Origin of the sequence: Colwellia chukchiensis (assembly GCF_002104455.1) — a bacterium.
Taxonomy (GTDB): domain Bacteria; phylum Pseudomonadota; class Gammaproteobacteria; order Enterobacterales; family Alteromonadaceae; genus Cognaticolwellia; species Cognaticolwellia chukchiensis.
The window spans coordinates 23,449-43,270 of record NZ_NBOC01000007.1 but is presented as its reverse complement, the minus strand read 5'-3'; the positions used below and the strand labels follow the sequence as shown (position 1 = coordinate 43,270).

The 19,822-nt window shown below is 42.2% G+C and carries 16 protein-coding genes and 1 riboswitch; of the genes, 4 read left to right on the top strand and 12 right to left on the bottom strand.

What is annotated here, in order from left to right; translation table 11 throughout:
- Together pgl and zwf are read right to left on the bottom strand one after the other, a co-directional pair.
- Positions 1 to 693, bottom strand: coding sequence for a 6-phosphogluconolactonase (pgl, locus tag B6K83_RS09710; RefSeq protein WP_085284728.1), 693 nt, complete (start codon positions 691 to 693; stop codon positions 1 to 3).
- Complete coding sequence (gene zwf / locus B6K83_RS09705) at positions 693 to 2,162, bottom strand: glucose-6-phosphate dehydrogenase (protein ID WP_085284727.1); 1,470 nt, start codon at positions 2,160 to 2,162, stop codon at positions 693 to 695. Before zwf ends, pgl begins: the two co-directional genes overlap by 1 nt.
- A gap of 326 nt (positions 2,163 to 2,488) precedes the next feature.
- On the opposite strand from zwf, the gene B6K83_RS09700 reads away from it, so the two are divergent.
- Positions 2,489 to 3,337 carry a MurR/RpiR family transcriptional regulator gene (locus tag B6K83_RS09700; protein WP_085284726.1) on the top strand — a complete coding sequence of 283 codons (849 nt, stop codon included), beginning with the start codon at positions 2,489 to 2,491 and terminating at the stop codon, positions 3,335 to 3,337.
- 36 nt (positions 3,338 to 3,373) lie between these two features.
- On the top strand, positions 3,374 to 4,828 hold the full coding sequence (gene pyk / locus B6K83_RS09695; protein WP_085284725.1) for a pyruvate kinase: 1,455 nt from the start codon (positions 3,374 to 3,376) through the stop codon (positions 4,826 to 4,828).
- Positions 4,829 to 4,890: 62 nt separating this feature from the next.
- On the opposite strand, the gene B6K83_RS09690 is transcribed toward pyk, so the two are convergent.
- Positions 4,891 to 5,817, bottom strand: a complete 927-nt coding sequence (locus B6K83_RS09690; RefSeq protein WP_085284724.1) for a LysR family transcriptional regulator — start codon at positions 5,815 to 5,817, stop codon at positions 4,891 to 4,893.
- Positions 5,818 to 6,024: 207 nt separating this feature from the next.
- Between B6K83_RS09690 and B6K83_RS09685 the strand changes: the two genes are divergently transcribed.
- Together B6K83_RS09685 and B6K83_RS09680 are read left to right on the top strand one after the other, a co-directional pair.
- Positions 6,025 to 6,741: a type 1 glutamine amidotransferase domain-containing protein gene (locus B6K83_RS09685; protein ID WP_198951676.1), complete on the top strand. Its 717-nt coding sequence runs from the start codon at positions 6,025 to 6,027 to the stop codon at positions 6,739 to 6,741.
- Positions 6,742 to 6,792: 51 nt separating this feature from the next.
- A complete protein-coding gene (locus B6K83_RS09680; protein ID WP_085284723.1) occupies positions 6,793 to 7,845 on the top strand; it encodes an NADP-dependent oxidoreductase in 1,053 nt (350 codons plus the stop codon).
- A 90-nt stretch (positions 7,846 to 7,935) separates the two neighbouring features.
- Here the strand turns inward: B6K83_RS09680 and B6K83_RS09675 are convergent, their stop codons facing one another.
- The 9 genes from B6K83_RS09675 to B6K83_RS09635 all read right to left on the bottom strand — a co-directional run bounded on the left by B6K83_RS09675 (position 7,936) and on the right by B6K83_RS09635 (position 19,806).
- Positions 7,936 to 8,760 (bottom strand): LytR/AlgR family response regulator transcription factor, encoded by an 825-nt coding sequence (locus B6K83_RS09675; protein WP_085284722.1) that lies wholly within the window; start codon positions 8,758 to 8,760, stop codon positions 7,936 to 7,938.
- Positions 8,757 to 9,830: a sensor histidine kinase gene (locus tag B6K83_RS09670; RefSeq protein ID WP_085284721.1), complete on the bottom strand. Its 1,074-nt coding sequence runs from the start codon at positions 9,828 to 9,830 to the stop codon at positions 8,757 to 8,759. Before B6K83_RS09670 ends, B6K83_RS09675 begins: the two co-directional genes overlap by 4 nt.
- 86 nt (positions 9,831 to 9,916) lie before the next feature.
- Positions 9,917 to 10,951 (bottom strand): phosphotransferase, encoded by a 1,035-nt coding sequence (locus tag B6K83_RS09665; protein WP_085284720.1) that lies wholly within the window; start codon positions 10,949 to 10,951, stop codon positions 9,917 to 9,919.
- A gap of 43 nt (positions 10,952 to 10,994) precedes the next feature.
- Positions 10,995 to 11,672 carry a nicotinamide riboside transporter PnuC gene (gene pnuC, locus B6K83_RS09660; protein WP_085284719.1) on the bottom strand — a complete coding sequence of 226 codons (678 nt, stop codon included), beginning with the start codon at positions 11,670 to 11,672 and terminating at the stop codon, positions 10,995 to 10,997.
- Complete coding sequence (locus tag B6K83_RS09655) at positions 11,672 to 11,938, bottom strand: hypothetical protein (protein ID WP_085284834.1); 267 nt, start codon at positions 11,936 to 11,938, stop codon at positions 11,672 to 11,674. The genes pnuC and B6K83_RS09655 overlap by 1 nt, the downstream gene beginning before the upstream one ends.
- A 96-nt stretch (positions 11,939 to 12,034) precedes the next feature.
- Positions 12,035 to 14,170 carry a TonB-dependent receptor gene (locus B6K83_RS09650; RefSeq protein WP_233143908.1) on the bottom strand — a complete coding sequence of 712 codons (2,136 nt, stop codon included), beginning with the start codon at positions 14,168 to 14,170 and terminating at the stop codon, positions 12,035 to 12,037.
- Positions 14,171 to 14,309: 139 nt separating this feature from the next.
- A riboswitch (TPP riboswitch) is annotated at positions 14,310 to 14,424 on the bottom strand.
- Positions 14,425 to 14,532: 108 nt separating this feature from the next.
- Positions 14,533 to 14,904 carry an HIT domain-containing protein gene (locus tag B6K83_RS09645; protein ID WP_085284717.1) on the bottom strand — a complete coding sequence of 124 codons (372 nt, stop codon included), beginning with the start codon at positions 14,902 to 14,904 and terminating at the stop codon, positions 14,533 to 14,535.
- Positions 14,905 to 15,067: 163 nt separating this feature from the next.
- Positions 15,068 to 18,178 carry an error-prone DNA polymerase gene (locus tag B6K83_RS09640; RefSeq protein ID WP_085284716.1) on the bottom strand — a complete coding sequence of 1,037 codons (3,111 nt, stop codon included), beginning with the start codon at positions 18,176 to 18,178 and terminating at the stop codon, positions 15,068 to 15,070.
- A 41-nt stretch (positions 18,179 to 18,219) separates the two neighbouring features.
- On the bottom strand, positions 18,220 to 19,806 hold the full coding sequence (locus B6K83_RS09635) for a Y-family DNA polymerase (protein WP_085284715.1): 1,587 nt from the start codon (positions 19,804 to 19,806) through the stop codon (positions 18,220 to 18,222).
- Between the last annotated feature and the right edge of the window lie 16 nt (positions 19,807 to 19,822).

Here is a 19,822-nt window from a genome sequence, read left to right as displayed (position 1 = left end):
TTATTCCGCCCAATAAATTTGTGTATTCACATTTGGCGCATGCAAAAACGCTCGAATTGGCATTTCGCGACTATCTTCGCCGGCAATGGCTGTTGCTAAAACCTGCTTTTTCGCTTCGCCACTGATATGTAAAAAGACATTTGCACTGGCAGCTAACGCGGCAAAGCTAAAGCTAATGCGCTGATGTGGCGCTGTTTTTGGCTCTACTTTGATTAGTGCTGGACTATCTAATGCCAGACACTGATCTATTTCATCACTACAGGGAAATAACGATGCGGTATGACCATCTTCACCCATCCCCAGAATAACGACATCTAACGGTAATAATGTCCGCTCTGCAGCTAAGTTTAATGTTGATAACGTCTGCTCACAGCAGGTTTTCCCTTGTTTTAAATGGAAAAACGTTGCGCCAGCCGCCTCATCTTGTAATAAGTTTTCATAAACAAGTTGGGTATTGCTAGCACTTGAGTCAATATTAACCCAACGTTCGTCTGCCAAGGTAACTGTTATGGCATGCCAAGGCAGCTTTTTCTTTGCTAAAGCTTGAAAGAAACCTTTCGGGGTTGAGCCACCAGAAACAGCAATACTGGCTTTGCCTTTTTCGGCAACAGCAGCCAAGAGCAAGTTTGCCACTCGATCTGCTAATGCTGCATCTAATATATGGCGTTGTTGAAATTCGTTAATTTGATACATTATTCTACCCATTGTCTGTCATCACGCGCGATCAGCGCAATTGAAGAAACCGGGCCCCAAGACCCAGCGGCGTATGATTTAGGAGCCTCATTTGTTGATTGCCATGCGTCAATAATGCTATCTGCCCATTGCCAAGCTGCCTCGACTTCATCACGGCGAACAAATAACGACTGATCTCCTCTAAGCACTTCTAAAAGTAAGCGTTCATAAGCATCAACAACCCGTTGATTGTCATATGCTTGAGAAAAACTCAAATCGAGTTTATTTTCTTGAATTTGCATTTGTGAGGCAATGCCAGGAATTTTATTCATCATATCTAGCTCGACACCTTCATCCGGTTGCAAACGTATGGTGAGTTTATTGGCAGGTAAGTCGGCATAGCTTTCACTGAAAATATTGTGCGCTTGTTGCTTAAAGTGCACCACTATTTCACTTTGCTTTTGTGGCATACGCTTACCCGTGCGTAAATAAAACGGTACTCCCGCCCAACGCCAGTTATCAATCTCAGCTTTAATCGCAACAAAAGTTTCAGTCGAGCTGTTAGCTTTCGCCCCTTCTTCATTTAAGTAGCCAGGTACAGGCACACCGTTTAAAAAGCCATCTGTGTATTGGCCTCGAACCGTTTTATCTTTAACATTCTGTCGAGTAATGGGTTTTAATGCCTTAATAACCTTAAGCTTTTCATCGCGCACACTATCAGCACACAACTCGGCAGGCGGCTCCATGGCGAGTAGCGAAAGTACTTGTAGTAAATGGTTTTGAACCATGTCACGCATTTGGCCGGCTTCATCATAAAAACCCCAGCGCCCTTCAATACCTACGCTTTCGGCGACCGTTATTTGCACATGATCTATGCTATTGCGATCCCAGTTGTTGGTAAATAACGAGTTGGCAAACCTTAATACCAATAGGTTTAATACAGTTTCTTTGCCTAGATAATGATCAATACGATAAATTTGATTTTCAGCGAAATAGCGTGAGACTTGATCATTAATAACTTTCGAAGACTCAAGACAGTGCCCTATGGGTTTTTCCATCACCACTCTATCGTTTGCATTGATTAAATTTGATGCTTGTAAACCTTCACTGATATCGCCATATATGGCCGGTGGTGTAGAATAATAATAAAGTCGTGCACCTTGGCCTGACGACAACGTTTTAGCCAGTTGTTTATAGGCTTTTATATCTTTAAAATCTAGATGTTGATACACCAATTTTTCAAGAAAGCTTGCTACAACCTGCGCATCGAGTGTTTCATCGATAAACTCTTGCAAACTGTCCTTAATTAATTGTTTAAATTCTTTAAGTGCCATGTCATTGCGAGCAACCGCGATAATTCGCGTCTGGTCACTTAATAAACCAGCAAGCTGCAATTGATATAAAGACGGCAGCAGCTTTCGACGAGATAAGTCGCCGAGCGCCCCAAAAATAACAATTTCGCTTGCTAATTGGTTATCCACGTTTTTCATCGCATTGGTTCTCTATTAATTCGTTATCAGTTTTCATTGTAAATAAACTACATTTACAACTAATTTAGCTGCTATAGCCTCATCAGTAAAGCACTTTCTGTAATATTACTACATTTAACACTTTTAAATAAAAATAATAGCTACAAGCACAGAGTATGACAAAATTTCATTAAAGGTTTGCAATATTTGATGCTTTTGTTTTATATTAGCGTTAAATATGAAATAAATTTTCATATTTTCTGTTATTAAAATAGAAAATAAATTACAGATTATTTAATTGGCCTTTGAATAAACACCAATTAAGTACACGCTAGGGCATAAACGTAATGAATATATTAGAAAAGATCGCCAACGAGTTAGATACATTTAGCAAGTCTGAACGTAAGGTGGCAGAAGTTATATTATCATCACCAAGCACTGTCATACATGCCAGTATCGCCGCCTTGGCGAAACAAGCTAATATCAGTGAGCCAACAGTCAATCGATTTTGTCGTCGGCTAGACACTAAGGGTTACCCTGACTTTAAATTACATTTAGCACAAAGTTTAGCCAATGGTACACCGTACGTAAATCGACATGTCGACGAAAACGATTCCGCGGATGAATATACCGCAAAGATTTTTGAGTCAACCATGGCTAATCTCGAATTAGCGCGTAAAAGTTTAGACACTGCTACCATCAATCGTTCCGTCGATTTACTGACTCAAGCTAACAAAATTTCATTTTTTGGTTTAGGCGCCTCTGCCGTTGTTGCTCATGATGCGCAAAATAAATTTTTTCGTTTTAATGTTCCTGTGGTGTATTTTGATGACATATTAATGCAACGTATGAGTGCTATAAATAGCCGCCAAGGCGACGTGGTGGTATTGATATCACATACCGGCAGAACCAAGTCATTGGTTGATGTAGCGAGTTTAGCGCGAGAAAACGATGCCACAGTGATTGGCATCACTACCGCCGGAACGCCATTAGCCAAAGAGTGTAATATCGTGCTTTCGGTTGATGTCGCTGAAGATACTGACTTATATATGCCAATGGCATCTCGCATTGCACAATTAACGCTCATTGATTGCTTAGCCACTGGCTTTACGTTACGCCGAGGTACTAAATTTAGAGATAACTTAAAGAAAGTTAAAGACAGTTTGCGTAGTTCACGCTTTGAACGTAAAGATTAGTCGCCATCAAAATATTGAATAAATTTAAGGAATACCATGCCTAGAAGAACTAAAATAGTCGCGACCTTAGGTCCTGCTACTGATGAAAGATCCGTATTAAAACAAGTACTCGCCGCCGGCGTCAATGTGGTTAGGTTAAATTTCTCACACGGCAGCCATCAAGATCATATTGAACGGGTCAACGCCGTACGAGAATTATCAAAAGAATTAGGTATTTATGTTGGTATATTAGGTGATTTACAAGGGCCAAAAATTCGTATTTCAACCTTTAAAGATGGCCCTATACAACTTGCGGTTGGCGATAAGTTCGAGCTCGACGCCAATTTAGCAAAAGGTGAAGGTAACCAAGAAAAAGTCGGTATCGATTATAAAAAACTACCACAAGACGTCAGCCCCGGCGATATCTTATTACTTGACGATGGCCGTGTGCAATTACGTGTTCTTGACATCAAAGCAGAATCGGTATTTACCGAAGTTACTGTTGGTGGACCGCTGTCCAATAACAAGGGTATCAATCGACAAGGTGGCGGCCTTACCGCCCCTGCTTTAACAGACAAAGACAAAGACGACATTAAACTGGCGGCAAAGATTAATGTCGACTTTCTTGCTGTCTCGTTTCCGCGTGACGCCGCTGATATGCGTGAGGCGCGTTTGTTAGCACAAGAAGCCGGTTGTGATGCGCGTTTAGTATCAAAAATTGAACGTGCCGAAGCGGTTAACGACGACAAGGTACTTGACGGTATTATTCTTGCCTCAGACGTGGTGATGGTTGCACGGGGCGATTTAGGCGTTGAAATTGGTGATGCGGCGCTGGTGGGCAAGCAAAAGCATATTATTGCCCGAAGTCGTCAGTTAAATCGCGTTGTGATCACGGCCACGCAAATGATGGAAACCATGATTGAGCAACCCATGCCAACTCGTGCAGAGGTGATGGATGTTGCCAATGCGGTACTTGATGGCACTGACGCTGTAATGCTATCAGCAGAAACCGCAGCCGGTAAATATCCAATTGAAACTGTTAAAGCCATGGCGGCCGTTTGTCGTGGTGCTGAGAATGAACGTTCAATCACAACCTCTAAACATAGAGTCGAAATGGTATTTGAAGAAGTCTCTGAAACCATTGCCATGTCAGCCATGTATGCCGCAAACCATTTAGACGGTGTAAAAGCGATAATTGCCCTAACTGAGTCCGGCCATACCACTAAAATAATGTCGCGTATTTCCTCTGGCTTGCCAATTTACTCGTTATCTCGCCATGAAAAAACACTAACGAAAACAGCAATTTATCGTGGTGTTTACCCAGTTTCATATGACTCTACTCGTTGTGATAACGACGATAAGTTAGCCCTTGAAGTATTAACACTGGTTGCCAAACGCTCAGAGTTATCCATTGGCGATAAGGTGATTCTTACCCATGGCGATCTGATGGAAACAGTTGGTGCGACAAATACCTTAAAAGTATTAACGTTAACCAGTAAACACTTTCAATAATAAACTGTCGCCTAAGACGATAATGCAATTACCCGGTTAATAAACAAATTAGCCGGGTAGCCTCACTGACGTTTTTGCGCTGAGCTTACATTGTTCGTTTGCTGTTGAAAATACTGCTGTAGAAAATCAATTAACAAACGTAATTTTTTTGAGCGCGCAGCACCGGGTGGAAAAACACCATACACTTGGATCGGCAATAACTGGTGATCATCTAATACTGTTTGTAAGCGCCCTGCTTGTACCTTCGGCCAAGCATCATAAACAGGAATGCGTGCCAAACCGTGTCCACCCTCGACAAACGCCGTTCTTGCCGTGGCATTATTAGTAGCGATAGTGCCTGTAATATCAACAAAGTAGCGTTGTCCGGCTTTTTCTAAGGTTAGTCTTTGCTCGGCTAACTTATACACGACCCAATTATGATTTTTAAGTTCGCTTGGTTTGCTTGGGTAACCATATTGCTCAAAGTAACTTGGCGCACCACAAAGACAAGTCGCAAGTACGGCAAGTTTTCTTGCCTGAAGGTTTGAATCTAATAATGGTGCCCCTCTGATCGCTAAATCTATACCTGCTTTAACAATATTGACTACTTCATCACTTAACATCACATCAAGCTCTATTTTCGGATACAGGTGACGAAACTTATCAAGTGCCGGCACTATAGTGTGTAGACCAACATTCACTGGGCAAGTTATTTTTATTAAGCCTTCAGGTTCATTTTTCACATTTTCAATTTGTTGATTGGCTGCACTTGCTTGCTGGGCAATAATTCGACAGCGTTGATAATAGTCATTGCCTGCTTGGGTCAGCGCAATTGAGCGCGTAGAACGGTTTAATAGCGTTATGCCAAGCTGTTGCTCTAACTTTTTAATATGGTAGCTAACAACCGCTCGAGAAAGACCAATATGCTTAGCCGCGGCGCTAAAACTGCCTTGTTCAACCACATGAGAAAACACCACCATGCTTTTAAGTTGCTCAAAAGAAATATCCATGAGTTACCTGAATTAAAATATCGTGGAAAAATATACTTAGGACTTAATTGTATCAATAACTAAGACAAAGTTATCAATTTAATCAGCATTGTATAAAAATAACTTATACCTATACTGTTGGCAAAATGAAATATTTAGCAACGACTGCAATTTATTTCACAGTAATTGCGCTCACGCAGCGCTTCATTTGAGTGCTTAGGAAGAAAAATGCAACAAACAGCTAACACACACGCAACAGCAAACAACAGGCAAGTGTTGATGGTATTAACTTCACACCATAGTTTAGGTAATACCGGCGAGAAAACCGGATTTTGGCTCGAGGAATTTGCCGCACCTTATTATCAAGTCATTGATGCGGGCTATCAGGTTAAAATCGCCTCTCCTTTAGGTGGGCAGCCGCCACTCGATCCTAAAAGTGTCGAAGCAGACTTTCAAACCGATGCCACGCGCCGCTTTGAACAAGATAAAAAAAGCCAAGCACAATTAGCAAAAACAACACCGTTAGCTGATATTCATGCCAACGACTATGCCGCGGTATTTTACCCCGGCGGCCATGGACCTTTGTGGGATTTAACCAACAACCAAGACTCTATTGCCTTGATCTCAAGCTTTATTAAGCAACATAAGCCAGTCGCGGTTGTTTGCCATGCCACTGCCGTTCTGCTCAATGTGAAAGACGAAAGCGGCAATGCCCTTGTTAAGGGTAAAGCAATCACTGCTTTTAGCAACAGCGAAGAAGATGCCGTACAATTAACCGACGTTGTACCGTTTTTGTTAGAAGATGAACTCATTAAGTTAGGGGCCAACTACCAAAAAGCTGAGGACTGGACATCGTTTGTCGTTGCCGATGGCGGTATAATTAGCGGACAAAACCCTGCTAGCTCAAGCGCAACGGCTGCACGATTAATTCAACATTTAGCGTAAAGCTTGTACGCATTTTATTGCACTGCATAAATGTTCAACATAGGAAAAACCATGACCTTAAAACAAAACTGGCAACAAAACCGTCAAATCACATTAGCATCACGCCCTGTCGGCGCGCCAACACCAGACAACTTTAAATTACGCGAAACGGCAATACCCAAGCCAGCGCAAGGACAAGTATTATTGCGCACCATATATTTATCGCTTGACCCTTATATGCGCGGTCGCATGAGCGATGCAAAGTCTTACGCAGAGCCTGTGGCAATCAATGAGGTGATGATTGGCGGTGCAGTTTGTCGTGTTGAGCAATCTCACCATGAAAACTTTCAAGTTGGCGATTTAGTGGTAGCCTATACCGGCTGGCAAGACTATGCTATTGCTAATGCTGACGAGCTATTAAAACTACCCGAGCAGTTAACAACGCCGTCATACGCGCTTGGGGTATTAGGAATGCCTGGTTTAACCGCTTATATGGGGTTACTGGATATTGGCCAACCAAAAGCGGGTGAAACAGTAGTGGTTGCCGCAGCGAGTGGCGCGGTGGGAAGCCTTGTTGGACAAATTGCCAAGTTACATGGTTGCCATGTCGTGGGTATTGCCGGTAGTGCAGAAAAGTGCCATTACGTTACCGACAGTTTAGGCTTTGATGCCTGTTTAAATCACCGAGACAGTAATTTGGCTGAGCAATTAGCCCAGCAATGCCCAAATGGCATTGATATCTATTTTGAGAACGTTGGTGGCGCGGTATTTGATGCCGTGATGCCCTTACTCAATGCCAGTGCGCGCGTGCCATTATGTGGTTTAATTTCACAGTATAATGCTACTGAGCTACCATCAGGCCCCGACAGGCTATCGCAATTAATGGGCTTGTTGTTAGTTAAGCGTATAAAAATGCAAGGCTTTATTGTTTTTGATGATTACGGTCATCGTTATAACGAGTTTAGCCAAGCGATGAGCAAGTGGCTTGCTGAAGGCAAAATTACCTATCGCGAAGATATGGTCCAAGGTTTAGAGCATGCTGCTAATGCGTTTATGGGGCTTTTAACCGGTGAAAACTTTGGCAAGCTTGTGGTGCAAGTAGGCCCGCTAACATTAGCAAAATAAGCAATCAATAACAGATCAATGAACGAACGATGCTAAATAGATGAGTGGCTATGCCATAGCCACTCATCTTATTTTTTGTCAGGCTTGTCTTTAAGCGATAACGGCTTTTTTTACTTTTTCTTTATAACTGCGACTGACTTTTAACTCTTTGCCGTTAGACATCACTAAATAATATTCGCCATTGAGTTGGCTGCAAAATTTCTCAATATAGCTTTTATTGACTATGGTAGAGCGATGGCTACGCAAAAAACGTCTGGGATCTAAAGTTTCTTCAAGTTGCTTCATGGTTTTGCGCAATATGTGGGTATTATCTTGGGTATGCACACACATGTAGTCACCAGCAGCATCAATCCATAAAATATCTTTTACCGGCACCCGACTGACTTCACCGCCATCTTTAATGGCTAAAACGTCTGAGTAACTAGAGAGACTAACAGGCTCATTATTTTCTAATTCTTGTAATATTTTTTCGCTATCATTTCCGGTAACATCACTAACAAGGCGCACGAGTTTAGATTTATGCAAAGCATTCATTTCACTAAGCATATTTTGACGAACTTTATCTAAGGTTTGTGCAAGACGCTGTTCGTCCGCCGGCTTTAGCAAATAATCTTGCGCATGTACTTCAAAAGCTTGCATAGCGTATTGATCAAACGCGGTTACAAAAACCACCATAGGCAACGTTAAGCCCTGTTCAATTATCGCTTCAACCACTTCAAACCCGGTCAAGCCCGGCATTTGAATATCAAGAAAAATCAAATCTGGCTGATAGGCTCGCACCGCTTCAATAGCTTCACGACCGTTCGAGCACTGGGCAATAATGTCAATGTCTTTATGCTCTTGTAAACGAATAGCAAGGCCCTTTCTTGCTAAAGGTTCATCGTCAACAATGATTGTTGAGAGCTTTTTACTCATATTCGACCACCAACCTCATATGGAATACGGATACTTATTTTAACACCAGTAGGCGTATTATTCGCCACCACTAATGAGTAATCCTGTTGATATAATGCTTGTAAACGTTCACGCGTATTGACTAAACCAACGCCGTTTTCTCGAAATAAATTACCGTTTTTAATTTCAGCACCTGGACCATTGTCGGCTAATTCAATCAATAAGTCATTACCAAAACGATGCACTGAGACTTTTATTTCCCCTCCTTGCTCTTGTACGGCAATGGCATGTTTTATCGCGTTTTCAGCCAGCGGTTGTAATATCATACTGGGAACTAAAGCATGGTTGCAATCTTGAGCAATATCAAAGTTAACTTGCAAGCGTTCTTCAAAGCGTACTTTTTCTATGTCTAAATACAATTTTAGGGCGTGTAATTCACTGCTTAGCGTTACTCGCTTCATGGGATCTTTATCGAGTGAATAACGCAAAAACTCACTTAATTTAGTTACCATAGCGTTCGCGGTTTTATTTTCTTGTACCAATATTAACGTTGAAATGGCATTTAAAGTGTTAAACAAAAAGTGTGGGTTGAGCTGATAACGCAACATTTTTAATTGCGCTTGATGGGCCACAGTATTTGCCCGTAACACGTTTTGCTTTTCTTTTTGCAGCATTTGATAGTATTTAGTACCAAAATACAATCCACTCCAACTTAAAATGATAAAGAAAGATAATAAACTGTTTTTGGTATAATAGAGCCAAAAGTCAGGGCGATAACCGTGTTTATATATTTCCCAGTAATTGATATTTTTAACCACTTGCCATAACACTCCTGTGCAATAAGAAGCTAAAATGACGACGATGGCAATTTTTAACGGAGTGAAATTCCAAATTCGACGGTAAATATAGCGCAGTGGTACCGTTAGCAACCAACCGGCATAGGTGTTTAATAAAATTATCACCAAGAAGATATCGCGTAAATCGTGCAACAAAGAGCCTAAATAATGCACCAAGGCAAAACCACACCAACCAGCGGTATGCACCAGCCAGAATAAGCGATTTCTATTTTCTATAAACTCTTTCCAATTCACGCAATTAAACCAATTATTTAGATTAGCTTAATTATGCGCTAAGCCTACAAATCCCGCACTACCACTAGTCGTAGGAACTGGACGCCTTATCTCATTTCATTGAGCACTGAATGTATCGAAACGTACCTGTCACTGAGTAAAGCAAACTGCTCGATGGCTTTTTGCTGGTAAATTTCAGACTGACATTGTTGATATTGTGATAAATACCATAAGCCATTGATTAAACACGCTATACCAAAGTAACGCGTAACCAATGATGACGATTCAGTTCGCTTGCTAGCGGTATTTATGGTCATATTGTCGACAATTTCACCGGTATTTTCAGCTGGATTTAGCGCCATAACTAGTTGGTTATATTTTGTCGTTACCGCACTGGCAGCCGCCGCAGGGATCACGTTAACTGCCATTAACATCGCCAAATCATAGGCTGGCGGTGCTATGCAGGCACACTCAAAATCCACTAAAACAACACGCGAACTTGTTCGCTTTATGGCATGGTTATTATCAATAATCGCATTACTAAAATTGCCATCACCATGGCAAAAAACTGCTTGGCTGTCCTGCTGAGCTGCTAATGCTTTAGCAAGATTTTGCTGCAGCAACTGCGATAATCTACTGAGCACAGTTGCTTGATTTTGGCTAAGTTGGACTTGCTGCAAAAGCGAGGTTATCACGGTTAAACTATCAAGTTCAGCTAAGCCTTTACCACTCACAGCCCCCATAGAGGCGGTAAAGTGAGTCGCGGCAAAATCTATAGCATGACAACGCGCAAGTAAGGCCAGCATCTGGGTTAATTTATCCGCATCGTTGTAACCACTTTTATCAAGGCTTATGCCTTGAATAAATTCAGTGATCAACCAAGCATCTTTGACAAAAAGCACGCTAGGTGCCAACGCCACTGCACTGGCAAGTTGGCAGGCGTGGGGCTCAATACTGCCCTTGCCTACATATTTGGCAAAATAAGCTTTCCCTTGATATTGCAGTTGAAAACATGGCTGGCTCAAACCAGCATCAAGTGCGCTAATTTGGCTCAGTGGCAAGGCGTTAAAGCAAGGCAAGCGGGATAACGCTACCATAAGTGCTGCTTGATTGTTATTACCGGTCATGCTTTCAAATGCCACTGCTATCCTTTATGTTTTGGTACAAGCCAATTAACTAAGTACATTACCTAAGCACATTACTATTAGTACTATTTAGGTACAGGTCATTGTGTTGTTGGCGAAATTGCAGCCGATAAAGCGTACGCCACTGAAAGTAACCATATAACGCTAATACTACATAACAGCAAAATAATGCCGCTGTTGGCAGTAGACCTTTTTCGATATAAAGATAGATAGAGACAAGGTCAATGACAACAAAATACAGCCAGTTTTCCACCACTTTTTGTGTTAACAAATAGGTAGCAAATACTGCAAATAATGTCGTGGCGCTATCTAAATAGGGAAAATCTGTAGGAGTATAATTTGCCATTAGCCAGCCTAAAGCAATCGAAAGCAGCGCTAAAATGCAGATACATAACGTATGCTGTCGAATGGTCCAATAACTATAAGCTAATGGCTTGGCATCTAACGACGCACTATCCTTGTATTTCGACCAACAAAGCCAGCCATACAGCGCCATCAGTAAATAATAAACTTGTAATAGGCTGTCCATCCAGAGATAGACATCATAAAAAATGATGGTATAAAGTATGGTACTGACAATGGCCGCTAGCCAGCAAAGCACACTACCTTTTGCGGCCAATAAAACATACAGCAATGACGCGACTACCGCGATTAACTCTAATGTCGCCAGAGCACTAAAATAGGCAACTAGGTCAAAACTTTGCGTTGCGGTTGACATTAGCTTTCTGCTTCAACAACTGAACGGTCGCCACCAATAAACTTACAGATAAAAACCGCAGCATTTAAGGTTTGATGAACCTGCTTTATTTCGGCCATTACATGGCTGGTTGCCAAGTCATAATCACCAAACACTTGTGTGCTCATGCCATTGGTTACCACTTTGAGTTCAGGCACTTGTCGTAAACGTTTAATAAAAGCCCAAATTTCCGTTTTAAACTTTTCTTCTGCTAATGGGTATAAACTAATTTCAATAGAAGCTTTCATAAGGTCACTCATTGTTAAAAATAGATAAAGCAACGGTGCTTTGTGACGAACAACAGCACTAAGCACCGATTGGTTGTTTACAGCTAAAGCGCTAATCTAAAACTGATAATCTAGCGTTAGGCCAATTTGTCTTGGCGCACCATAGCGCACATACTTCTTTGCGGCCCAGTCTAAATCAGGCTCGTTACCAAAGAAAAAGCCCCGTGTTGCCACTTTTTTATCTGTGATGTTTCTCGCCCAAAGTGCAATAGAAAAATTAGCAAATTCATAAGCGATTTTACCGTTAAGCAAGTTGGCACTGGCTGATTTTTCACTGTGGCTATCAGAAAAATAAAACTCATCTTTACCGGTCCAATGTAAATTAGCCACTAGGCCATCATCGCTGCGATACGTTGTACCAACACTGAAAGTGTAATTTGGCGCATGGGCAAGTTCCCGACCCGAAATATCGATATTAGCACCATATTTATCTAAATAGGCATAGTTATCATAACGCGCTTTTAAATAACCAAAAGCCGTATCTAGCGTTAAATTATCACTAAGTTGGTAATTTAGCTCAAGCTCAACACCATAGCTATTTGAGCTGGTAGCATTGGCGGTATAAATGGTAAATTGCTGTGGTTTATCTGGGTTTTGTTGTGATGCATTAACTTGCTGATCTTTGCGGTCCATATAAAACACCGCAAGTCGACTGATCAGCGCATTATCTAATAGATTAGACTTTACCCCCAGTTCATAGTTAACTAAGGTTTCAGTGTCAAATTCTTTATAGGCATTTAGTTGTGCCGGTAAGCCCATATTAAAGCCACCCGCCTTATACCCTTGGGCAATACGAATATAAGCCGAGTGTTGCGTATTAAGTTTTTTACTTAAGGCAATATGACCACCCCACATGGTTTCTGATGGCTCAAATTCATCGCCAGCACTATCAATATAATCTGTGGTGCGTTTTTCAACCCGCAAGCCAACCGACAATTGGTGTGCTTCATCTAAGTTACTGTCGAGCTGACCAAATAGTGCATAGTTATTAGCGCTATAACGAGAGTCTAGTACCTCATCAGCCCAACCGTTGTAGGAAGAGTCCAAATCGTTAGTTTCTTTAAGTTGACTAAAATAGGCGCCAAGTAACCAATCCGTGCTGTTAGCAAAAATTCGTGAAGACTCATTAGAAAGTAGTCTAAACTCTTGTGACCAGATATCACGATCAGCTTGTTTATCCCACAAATAACTATACTCACATGGCACAAAGCCAGCGTCATCTGCACAGGCTTTGTTAGCCCAATAGTCGGCATTAGCCCAATCGCCGTCATAGGCATGCTGGTGCTTAGTGGTGGTATAACTGGTGATTGCGTTTAATTGGGCAAACGCTAAACCTTGATAGCTAAAGTTTACGGCAGCGCCGTGGGACTTTTGTTTATCAACACCGGGATCATCGGTTAAGGTATTAAAACCATTATTATCTAGTGTCCAGGCATCAAAGCCATTATCGTTATCAGCAAATAAATAGCTAAAATCTACGACTAAATCGGCACTGGCTTGATAACGCAATTTTAATTTGCCCGAGAACTCGTCTATGCCATTGGTGTCATCGCGCTTAAGATAATGATTATCACGGTAGCCATTTTGCTGATGCTGCTCTAACGAGATGCGGTAGCTAAGCTTATCCGTCAACCCTCCAGCACTAAAACCGGCGAGGTTAATCAAGTCATCATTGCCAAACGTAGCTTTTACGCCATGCTCTGGGCTTTGGCTTGGCTGGTTTGACTTAATATACACCAACCCTGCTAAAGCATTAGCGCCAAAGCGAGTGCCTTGTGGTCCGCGTAAAACTTCAACTTGTTGCACATCGTACATAGACGCAGCCATGCCTAAACCCGACAAATTAATATCGTCAACAATAAAACCAACCGAGGAATTAGGCGCACCGCGATATTCTGAACGCTCGCCTACACCACGAATTTGTAGGTATTTAGGTCTAGACGTGCCACCAGAAAAGTTGAGGTTAGCAACACTGTTTAGCAACTCTTCAAAATGTTGCATGCTTTGATCGTTTATCTGTTGCTCGCCAATAACAGCCACGCTGGTGGGCACTTGTGCTAAAGATTGGTTTTTAAAGCTTGAGGTTACGGTAATTTTTTCAATGTCTGATAGCGAGCTTGGCGATGCTAAGGTTGAAAAAGAGCAAAGCGCGGCAGTGATGGCAATTGATAAAGCAGATTTAGAAATATTCATTATGATCTCATACATTCAATTAAGAATACGTTATGGGATCCGGCACGAGGGACGTTTTAACACTAGTAACAAATATACTGCAGCAGGCTCATTGCAAGTGATTAAACAGCCAATGACTTAACATACTACAGAATAGTTTCGCCATTAGCGCAACCATTCCTACGCCGGTACTATCCGGTTCAGGTTCTAAGGGTTCGTTGTGCGTCTCAGCCAGTTAAATCGTTTTTGATTTTCTGGCACCCCTTGGTTCGCGTGCATATTACCAATATTTAGTTAAAAGTACAGGGGGGTAGCTAAAATTTACGGTACTTTTATCTTAACGCTATGCGTTTGTAACTTTGATTCGGCTTTTATTGCGCAATTTATGATGGTGGGTTTAACATCCGCCCTAACGGCTGACCACCGACCAAATGCAAATGAATATGATAAACCTCTTGGCCGCCATGTTGATTACAGTTCATGATTAATCGATAACCATCTTCTGCTATGCCTTCTGCTTTGGCCAGCTTTTTGGCAACGGTAAACATACGACCTATGGTCAGTTCATCGTCTTGCTCAATGTCATTAGCAGTGGCAATAAGCTTATTAGGAATAATTAAAATATGGCTTTTCGCCTGTGGTGAAATATCACGAAAAGCGGTAACGAGCTCGTCTTGAAAAAGTAACGGAGTGGGAATTTCTTGACGAATAATTTTTGAGAAAATGGTTTCTGCTGGGCTTGTATTATCAGCCATGATTTAGCCTCTACGGTCGGTTAATATCTGGCTCTTAGTTTAACGATAAGTTTGCGAATAACAACGTGAAAAATATCATCTGTTGGTATTGCAGGTAAACGCGATGTAGATCTGTGCTGATCGGCAGTCGATATTCAAACTGCCTATTATGATGTTAAGCTCATTAGTGAAAGTCTCTTGATTGTATTTTTAACCCGTAGATACAATCGCTTAAGTCTAATAAGCGCCCAGCAATAATATGAATAACATCATCTGCTCGCTCAATAATACCCGTCACTTTCAGTATTTTAGCGGTTAAAAAAGCTTGTTTTTGTGCATTGGCCGTCGCCTGCCAGATCACCACATTACTGTTGCCGGTATGATCTTCTAACGTCACAAAGGTTACGCCTGAGGCTGTACCTGGGCTTTGCCGCCCAGTGACCACACCAAGTACAGACACAACACGGCCCGCTGTGACATTAACCAGATCACTGGCCAAGGTGCAGTCAGCAATAAGCTGCTGATGCTGAGTATCGGCAAGCAATAAAGCTATGGGGTGCTTATCTAGGCTAACACCGGTACTAGCATAGTCTTCAAGTAAATCATCCATCACACTCGGGCTAAAATCAAACGCACTTTGCGCTGCTAGCGCCGACGTATTGTGCTGAGCCGTTTGCCACAAAGGTAAGCTATTTTCTGAGTCCATAAGCTGCCAACGCGCCAAATAGCGATTGTCGGCTAATGAGCTTAACGCATTGGCGCTAGCAAGTTTTTCGATATCTTTTTGATTTAACGCCGCTTTGTTCAAGCTAGCAAAGTCTTGATAACCCAGTGCCGGTCTGTGACTGATTAATTGCTCAGCGCCTTTAGCACTTAAACCTTTCACCATACTCAGCCCTAGCTGTATTTCATAGTCATTGCTACTTTGCTGGTAACTGAGTTGGTGCTCAAGCGCCGAACGATTAATGTCTAGCGCTCGTACGGATATGCCATGACGCTGCGCATCTTGTATTAATTGTGATCGGGAATAAAAACCCATAGGGTAGCTATTGAGTAAACCAGTGTAAAAAGCCGCTGGATAATAATATTTTAGCCAGGCCGAGACATAAGCCAATACCGCAAAACTGGCAGAGTGAGACTCTGGAAAGCCATATTCACCAAAACCACAAATTTGCTGGTAGATACGCTCAGCAAAGTCCTGCTGATAACCGCGCTTGCTCATACCTACAATTAACTTTTCACGAAACTGTGTTAACTCACCATGACGTTGCCACTTTGCCATGGCGCGACGTAATTGGTCTGCCTCACCACCACTAAAACCTGCCGCCACCATGGCAATTTTGATCACTTGCTCTTGAAATATGGGTACCCCCAAGGTGCGACTCAACACGCCTTTAATGGCTTCTGACGGATACTCTACCGCTTCAAGCCCTGCGCGCCGGCGCAAATACGGGTGTACCATATCCCCTTGAATAGGCCCTGGCCGCACTATGGCAATTTGCACCACTAAATCGTAATAACATTTTGGCTTTAAACGCGGTAGCATCGACATTTGTGCTCGTGACTCGATTTGAAAAACCCCCACGGTATCTGCTTGCTGTAACATAGCATATACTTGTGGGTCATCCGGCAAGCGCGTAATGTCAGCAATGCTTAACGACACTTGGTAGTGCTGTTTAATATAGCTAAATGTTCGGCGTATGGCCGTTAACATGCCCAGCGCTAACACATCGACTTTTAATAGTCCTAGCGTGGCTAAGTCATTTTTGTCCCATTGGATCACAGTGCGCGCGGCCATGGCGGCATTTTCTACTGGCACTAATTCGTATAACGGCCCTGATGAAATAACAAAGCCACCTACATGCTGTGATAAGTGGCGAGGAAAGCCAATGATCTGCTGCACAAGTTCAATAAAAAGCTTTGCAAGATGGCTATTTTTATTTAACCCCAACTCAAATACCTGCGCTTGCCAGCTGATGGCTTTTTGGCGCCGATTAATGTTTTTGATGAAAAAACTCAATTGGCTATCAGTAAAACCAAACACTTTGCCGACATCTCGAATGGCGCTTTTTAGCCGATAAGTAATGACAGTCGCTGCTAAAGCGGCATGCTCTCGACCGTATTTTTGATAAATATATTGAAAAATTTCTTCACGGCGTTGATGCTCAAAATCTACGTCAATATCAGGCGGCTCATTACGCTCTTTGGAAATAAAACGTTCAAATAATACCGATATTTGCCTTGGGTCAACCGAGGTGATTTCTAAGCAATAACAAACAATAGAGTTAGCCGCCGAGCCACGCCCTTGATAGAGAATATGTTGTGATTTGGCATATTGCACTATGTCGTAAATAGTGAGAAAAAAATACTCATAACCTTGCGCTTCAATTAATAACAACTCCTTGTCGATAATCGCTTGAATGTCATTGCTGACACCATCGGGAAAACGTAACGCGATACCTTTTAAAACAAGTGCTTTTAAATAGGTTATCGCCGTTTGCCCTTTAGGAACCAGCTCTGCGGGATACTCATACTGTAATTGTGATAAACAAAAGTGGCACTGATTAGCCAACTCAATAGCGGCAATAATATAGTCATCAGGGTAAAGTTTTACTAACTTTGGCACCGGTCTTAAACACTTTTCAGCGTTTTGCTCCAGTAACAGCCCCATAGTATTTAGCGTTTTGCCATGCTTGATGGCCGATAAAACATGCTGTAGTTTTTGCCGCTGTGCTTGGTGCATTAACACCCCGCCACAGGCAACAATGCTAAGCTGATATTGTTTGGCTAATTGCTGACAATGGTGTTTAAAACTAAGATCATTAGCATGTAAAAAGCGGCTATAGGCTAACGACAATCTTGGTTGGTGATAACGTAACAAGCTTGTTATCGCTTGCTGATCTTTTTGTTTATCACCACTGGGTAGCCACAAAATAAAACAATGCTTAATCGAATGTAAATCCCAATAAGTAAATTGATAATGGCCTTTAGCACAGCGCCGCCGAGCATTGGTGATCACGCGACACAACTCGGCATAGCCCTGACGGTTAGGGGCTAATAAAATCAGTTTTAGTCCATCATCGAGTACAAAGCTTGCGCCAACAATCAATTTAATAGTTAATTGCTGCTCTTTAATAACTCGATAGGCGCGAACAACGCCAGCGACAGAGCATTCATCAGTCAACGCCAATGCACTATAACCAAGCTGGCTGGCTTGTAATATCAACTCTTCTGGATGCGATGCCGCCTGTAGAAAAGAAAAATTAGACTGGCAATAAAGTTCAGCATAACTCATGTGTTAGTGCCTTATTGTATTGGCTACGACTATCAACATACTCATGAAAAATACCCATGAATATACCAGTGTTGGTTACGGTCGCGATAAACCCAACAGCACTGCCCTTGCTCATTTTTAGCAATGAAATAATCGCGTAAATAATGCTCTGTTTGTTGAGCTGCAGCTAAGTCGCTGTTACGACTATCCGCCACTGCTAATTGCCACCACGCCGTTTCTATACGCTCTGGGCCAGATAAAACATCAATACTAAATAACAGCGGCTCAGGTTGAGCTAACATTAAGCTTGGTCTCAGGGGTAACTGACGACAAGCCCTTGATTGGTCTTTACTATCGGCGCATTTTTGTTGGCTGTTTCCCCCTTGTTGTTGCCGTGGTTGACGATTATTAAGCCCCTGCTCAAGGTGAGTTAGCTTGAGAAAAGGTAAGTAATGTGATGCGAACTCGGCTCTATGATCATTACCTAACTGCAAGCCCAGCACCTTTTCTTCGCCTAGCTTATTTTCCAATAAAGATGCCAACTGTGCTATTGATAGCTGCCCTTTTCTGCCATGAAAAAGATCGTCTATGGCGCCAGTATTAGCTTGATATTGCTTTACCGATAAACTGACTCGGTTAACCGGTGCCGACAACTTAATATGCTCTAACTTTAGATGCATTAGCTTGAGCCAATACTGTGCCTGATATTCGGCACTGGCACTGCTTACCAGCAATGACTGCTGGGCAGCTTGAGTTGACTCACTCTGTATCTGTTGTGAGTAAAAAAACGTTACGTTAACGGCTATACAAAGCAAGTTTCGCGCTTGCAAGTAGCGCTCAAGCATCAGCAGCAATCGCTTAATAGGCTGGAGTAATAGTGCCATGGTATGCATATCAAATAATAACTCCATACTATGTTCAAACACATGTTTTGGCTGATAAAACACTAACGACTTGCTGCTTTTACCATTTAATTGCGCTAAATAATTCATGCTACTTTGATCTAAACGTTTAGCTAAATCCGCCTGGTTAAGCTGCTGCAATTGTGCGATAGTTTTAACGCCTATACGCGCCAAACTGGCTTTTGCTTTACGGCTGATAAATAAACGCGCTATGGGTAATTTCTTTATAGCGACGCTAATTTTTTCTGGCGCTGTACTGAGTAAGTTAATACCCGCGCAAGCCAATACCTGTGCCGACATCACGCTATTAGCACATGCAAACACAGCGTTAAGCTCAAAGGGAGCAAGTAACGAGCGGATGCTAGCTACAAAATGGCTAAGGTTTTTATAAAGCCGCAGCATATCGTCTACCCGCAATGCCACGCCATGTGGCGGAAATAGTGCAATGCTAGCGCTGACACTATACAGTTGCTCTGCTAAGGTCATTAAGTGAGCTGTTTCATGCTCAGCATCATAAGGGATAACACATAGCTTGTCGGCTAGTGACGCTGCCATAGCTAAGCCCATACCCAATTTAAGGCCTTGCTCTTGGGCATGGTGATTTAATTGCACTATGCTATTTTTTTTGCCATCAACAATCACAATTGCCGCGGCATGCTCCGTTTCTTTTCTGATCGGGCACTGATTGTGACTGACTTGTAAGCCATCAAGTTGTAACGATGGAAAATTAATATATAACCACAGCATTAATACACTTTTAATT

Bases quoted from the DNA above. Each gene is read 5' to 3' on its own strand.
- B6K83_RS09650 (WP_233143908.1), bottom strand. From the start codon at position 14,170: ATGAATATTTCTAAATCTGCTTTATCAATTGCCATCACTGCCGCGCTT.
- B6K83_RS09655 (WP_085284834.1), bottom strand. From the start codon at position 11,938: ATGAAAGCTTCTATTGAAATTAGTTTATACCCATTAGCAGAAGAAAAG.
- B6K83_RS09690 (WP_085284724.1), bottom strand. From the start codon at position 5,817: ATGGATATTTCTTTTGAGCAACTTAAAAGCATGGTGGTGTTTTCTCAT.
- pnuC (WP_085284719.1), bottom strand. From the start codon at position 11,672: ATGTCAACCGCAACGCAAAGTTTTGACCTAGTTGCCTATTTTAGTGCT.
- B6K83_RS09640 (WP_085284716.1), bottom strand. From the start codon at position 18,178: ATGAGTTATGCTGAACTTTATTGCCAGTCTAATTTTTCTTTTCTACAG.
- pyk (WP_085284725.1), top strand. From the start codon at position 3,374: ATGCCTAGAAGAACTAAAATAGTCGCGACCTTAGGTCCTGCTACTGAT.
- B6K83_RS09680 (WP_085284723.1), top strand. From the start codon at position 6,793: ATGACCTTAAAACAAAACTGGCAACAAAACCGTCAAATCACATTAGCA.
- B6K83_RS09675 (WP_085284722.1), bottom strand. From the start codon at position 8,760: ATGAGTAAAAAGCTCTCAACAATCATTGTTGACGATGAACCTTTAGCA.
- B6K83_RS09645 (WP_085284717.1), bottom strand. From the start codon at position 14,904: ATGGCTGATAATACAAGCCCAGCAGAAACCATTTTCTCAAAAATTATT.
- B6K83_RS09635 (WP_085284715.1), bottom strand. From the start codon at position 19,806: ATGCTGTGGTTATATATTAATTTTCCATCGTTACAACTTGATGGCTTA.
- pgl (WP_085284728.1), bottom strand. From the start codon at position 693: ATGTATCAAATTAACGAATTTCAACAACGCCATATATTAGATGCAGCA.
- zwf (WP_085284727.1), bottom strand. From the start codon at position 2,162: ATGAAAAACGTGGATAACCAATTAGCAAGCGAAATTGTTATTTTTGGG.
- B6K83_RS09700 (WP_085284726.1), top strand. From the start codon at position 2,489: ATGAATATATTAGAAAAGATCGCCAACGAGTTAGATACATTTAGCAAG.
- B6K83_RS09685 (WP_198951676.1), top strand. From the start codon at position 6,025: ATGCAACAAACAGCTAACACACACGCAACAGCAAACAACAGGCAAGTG.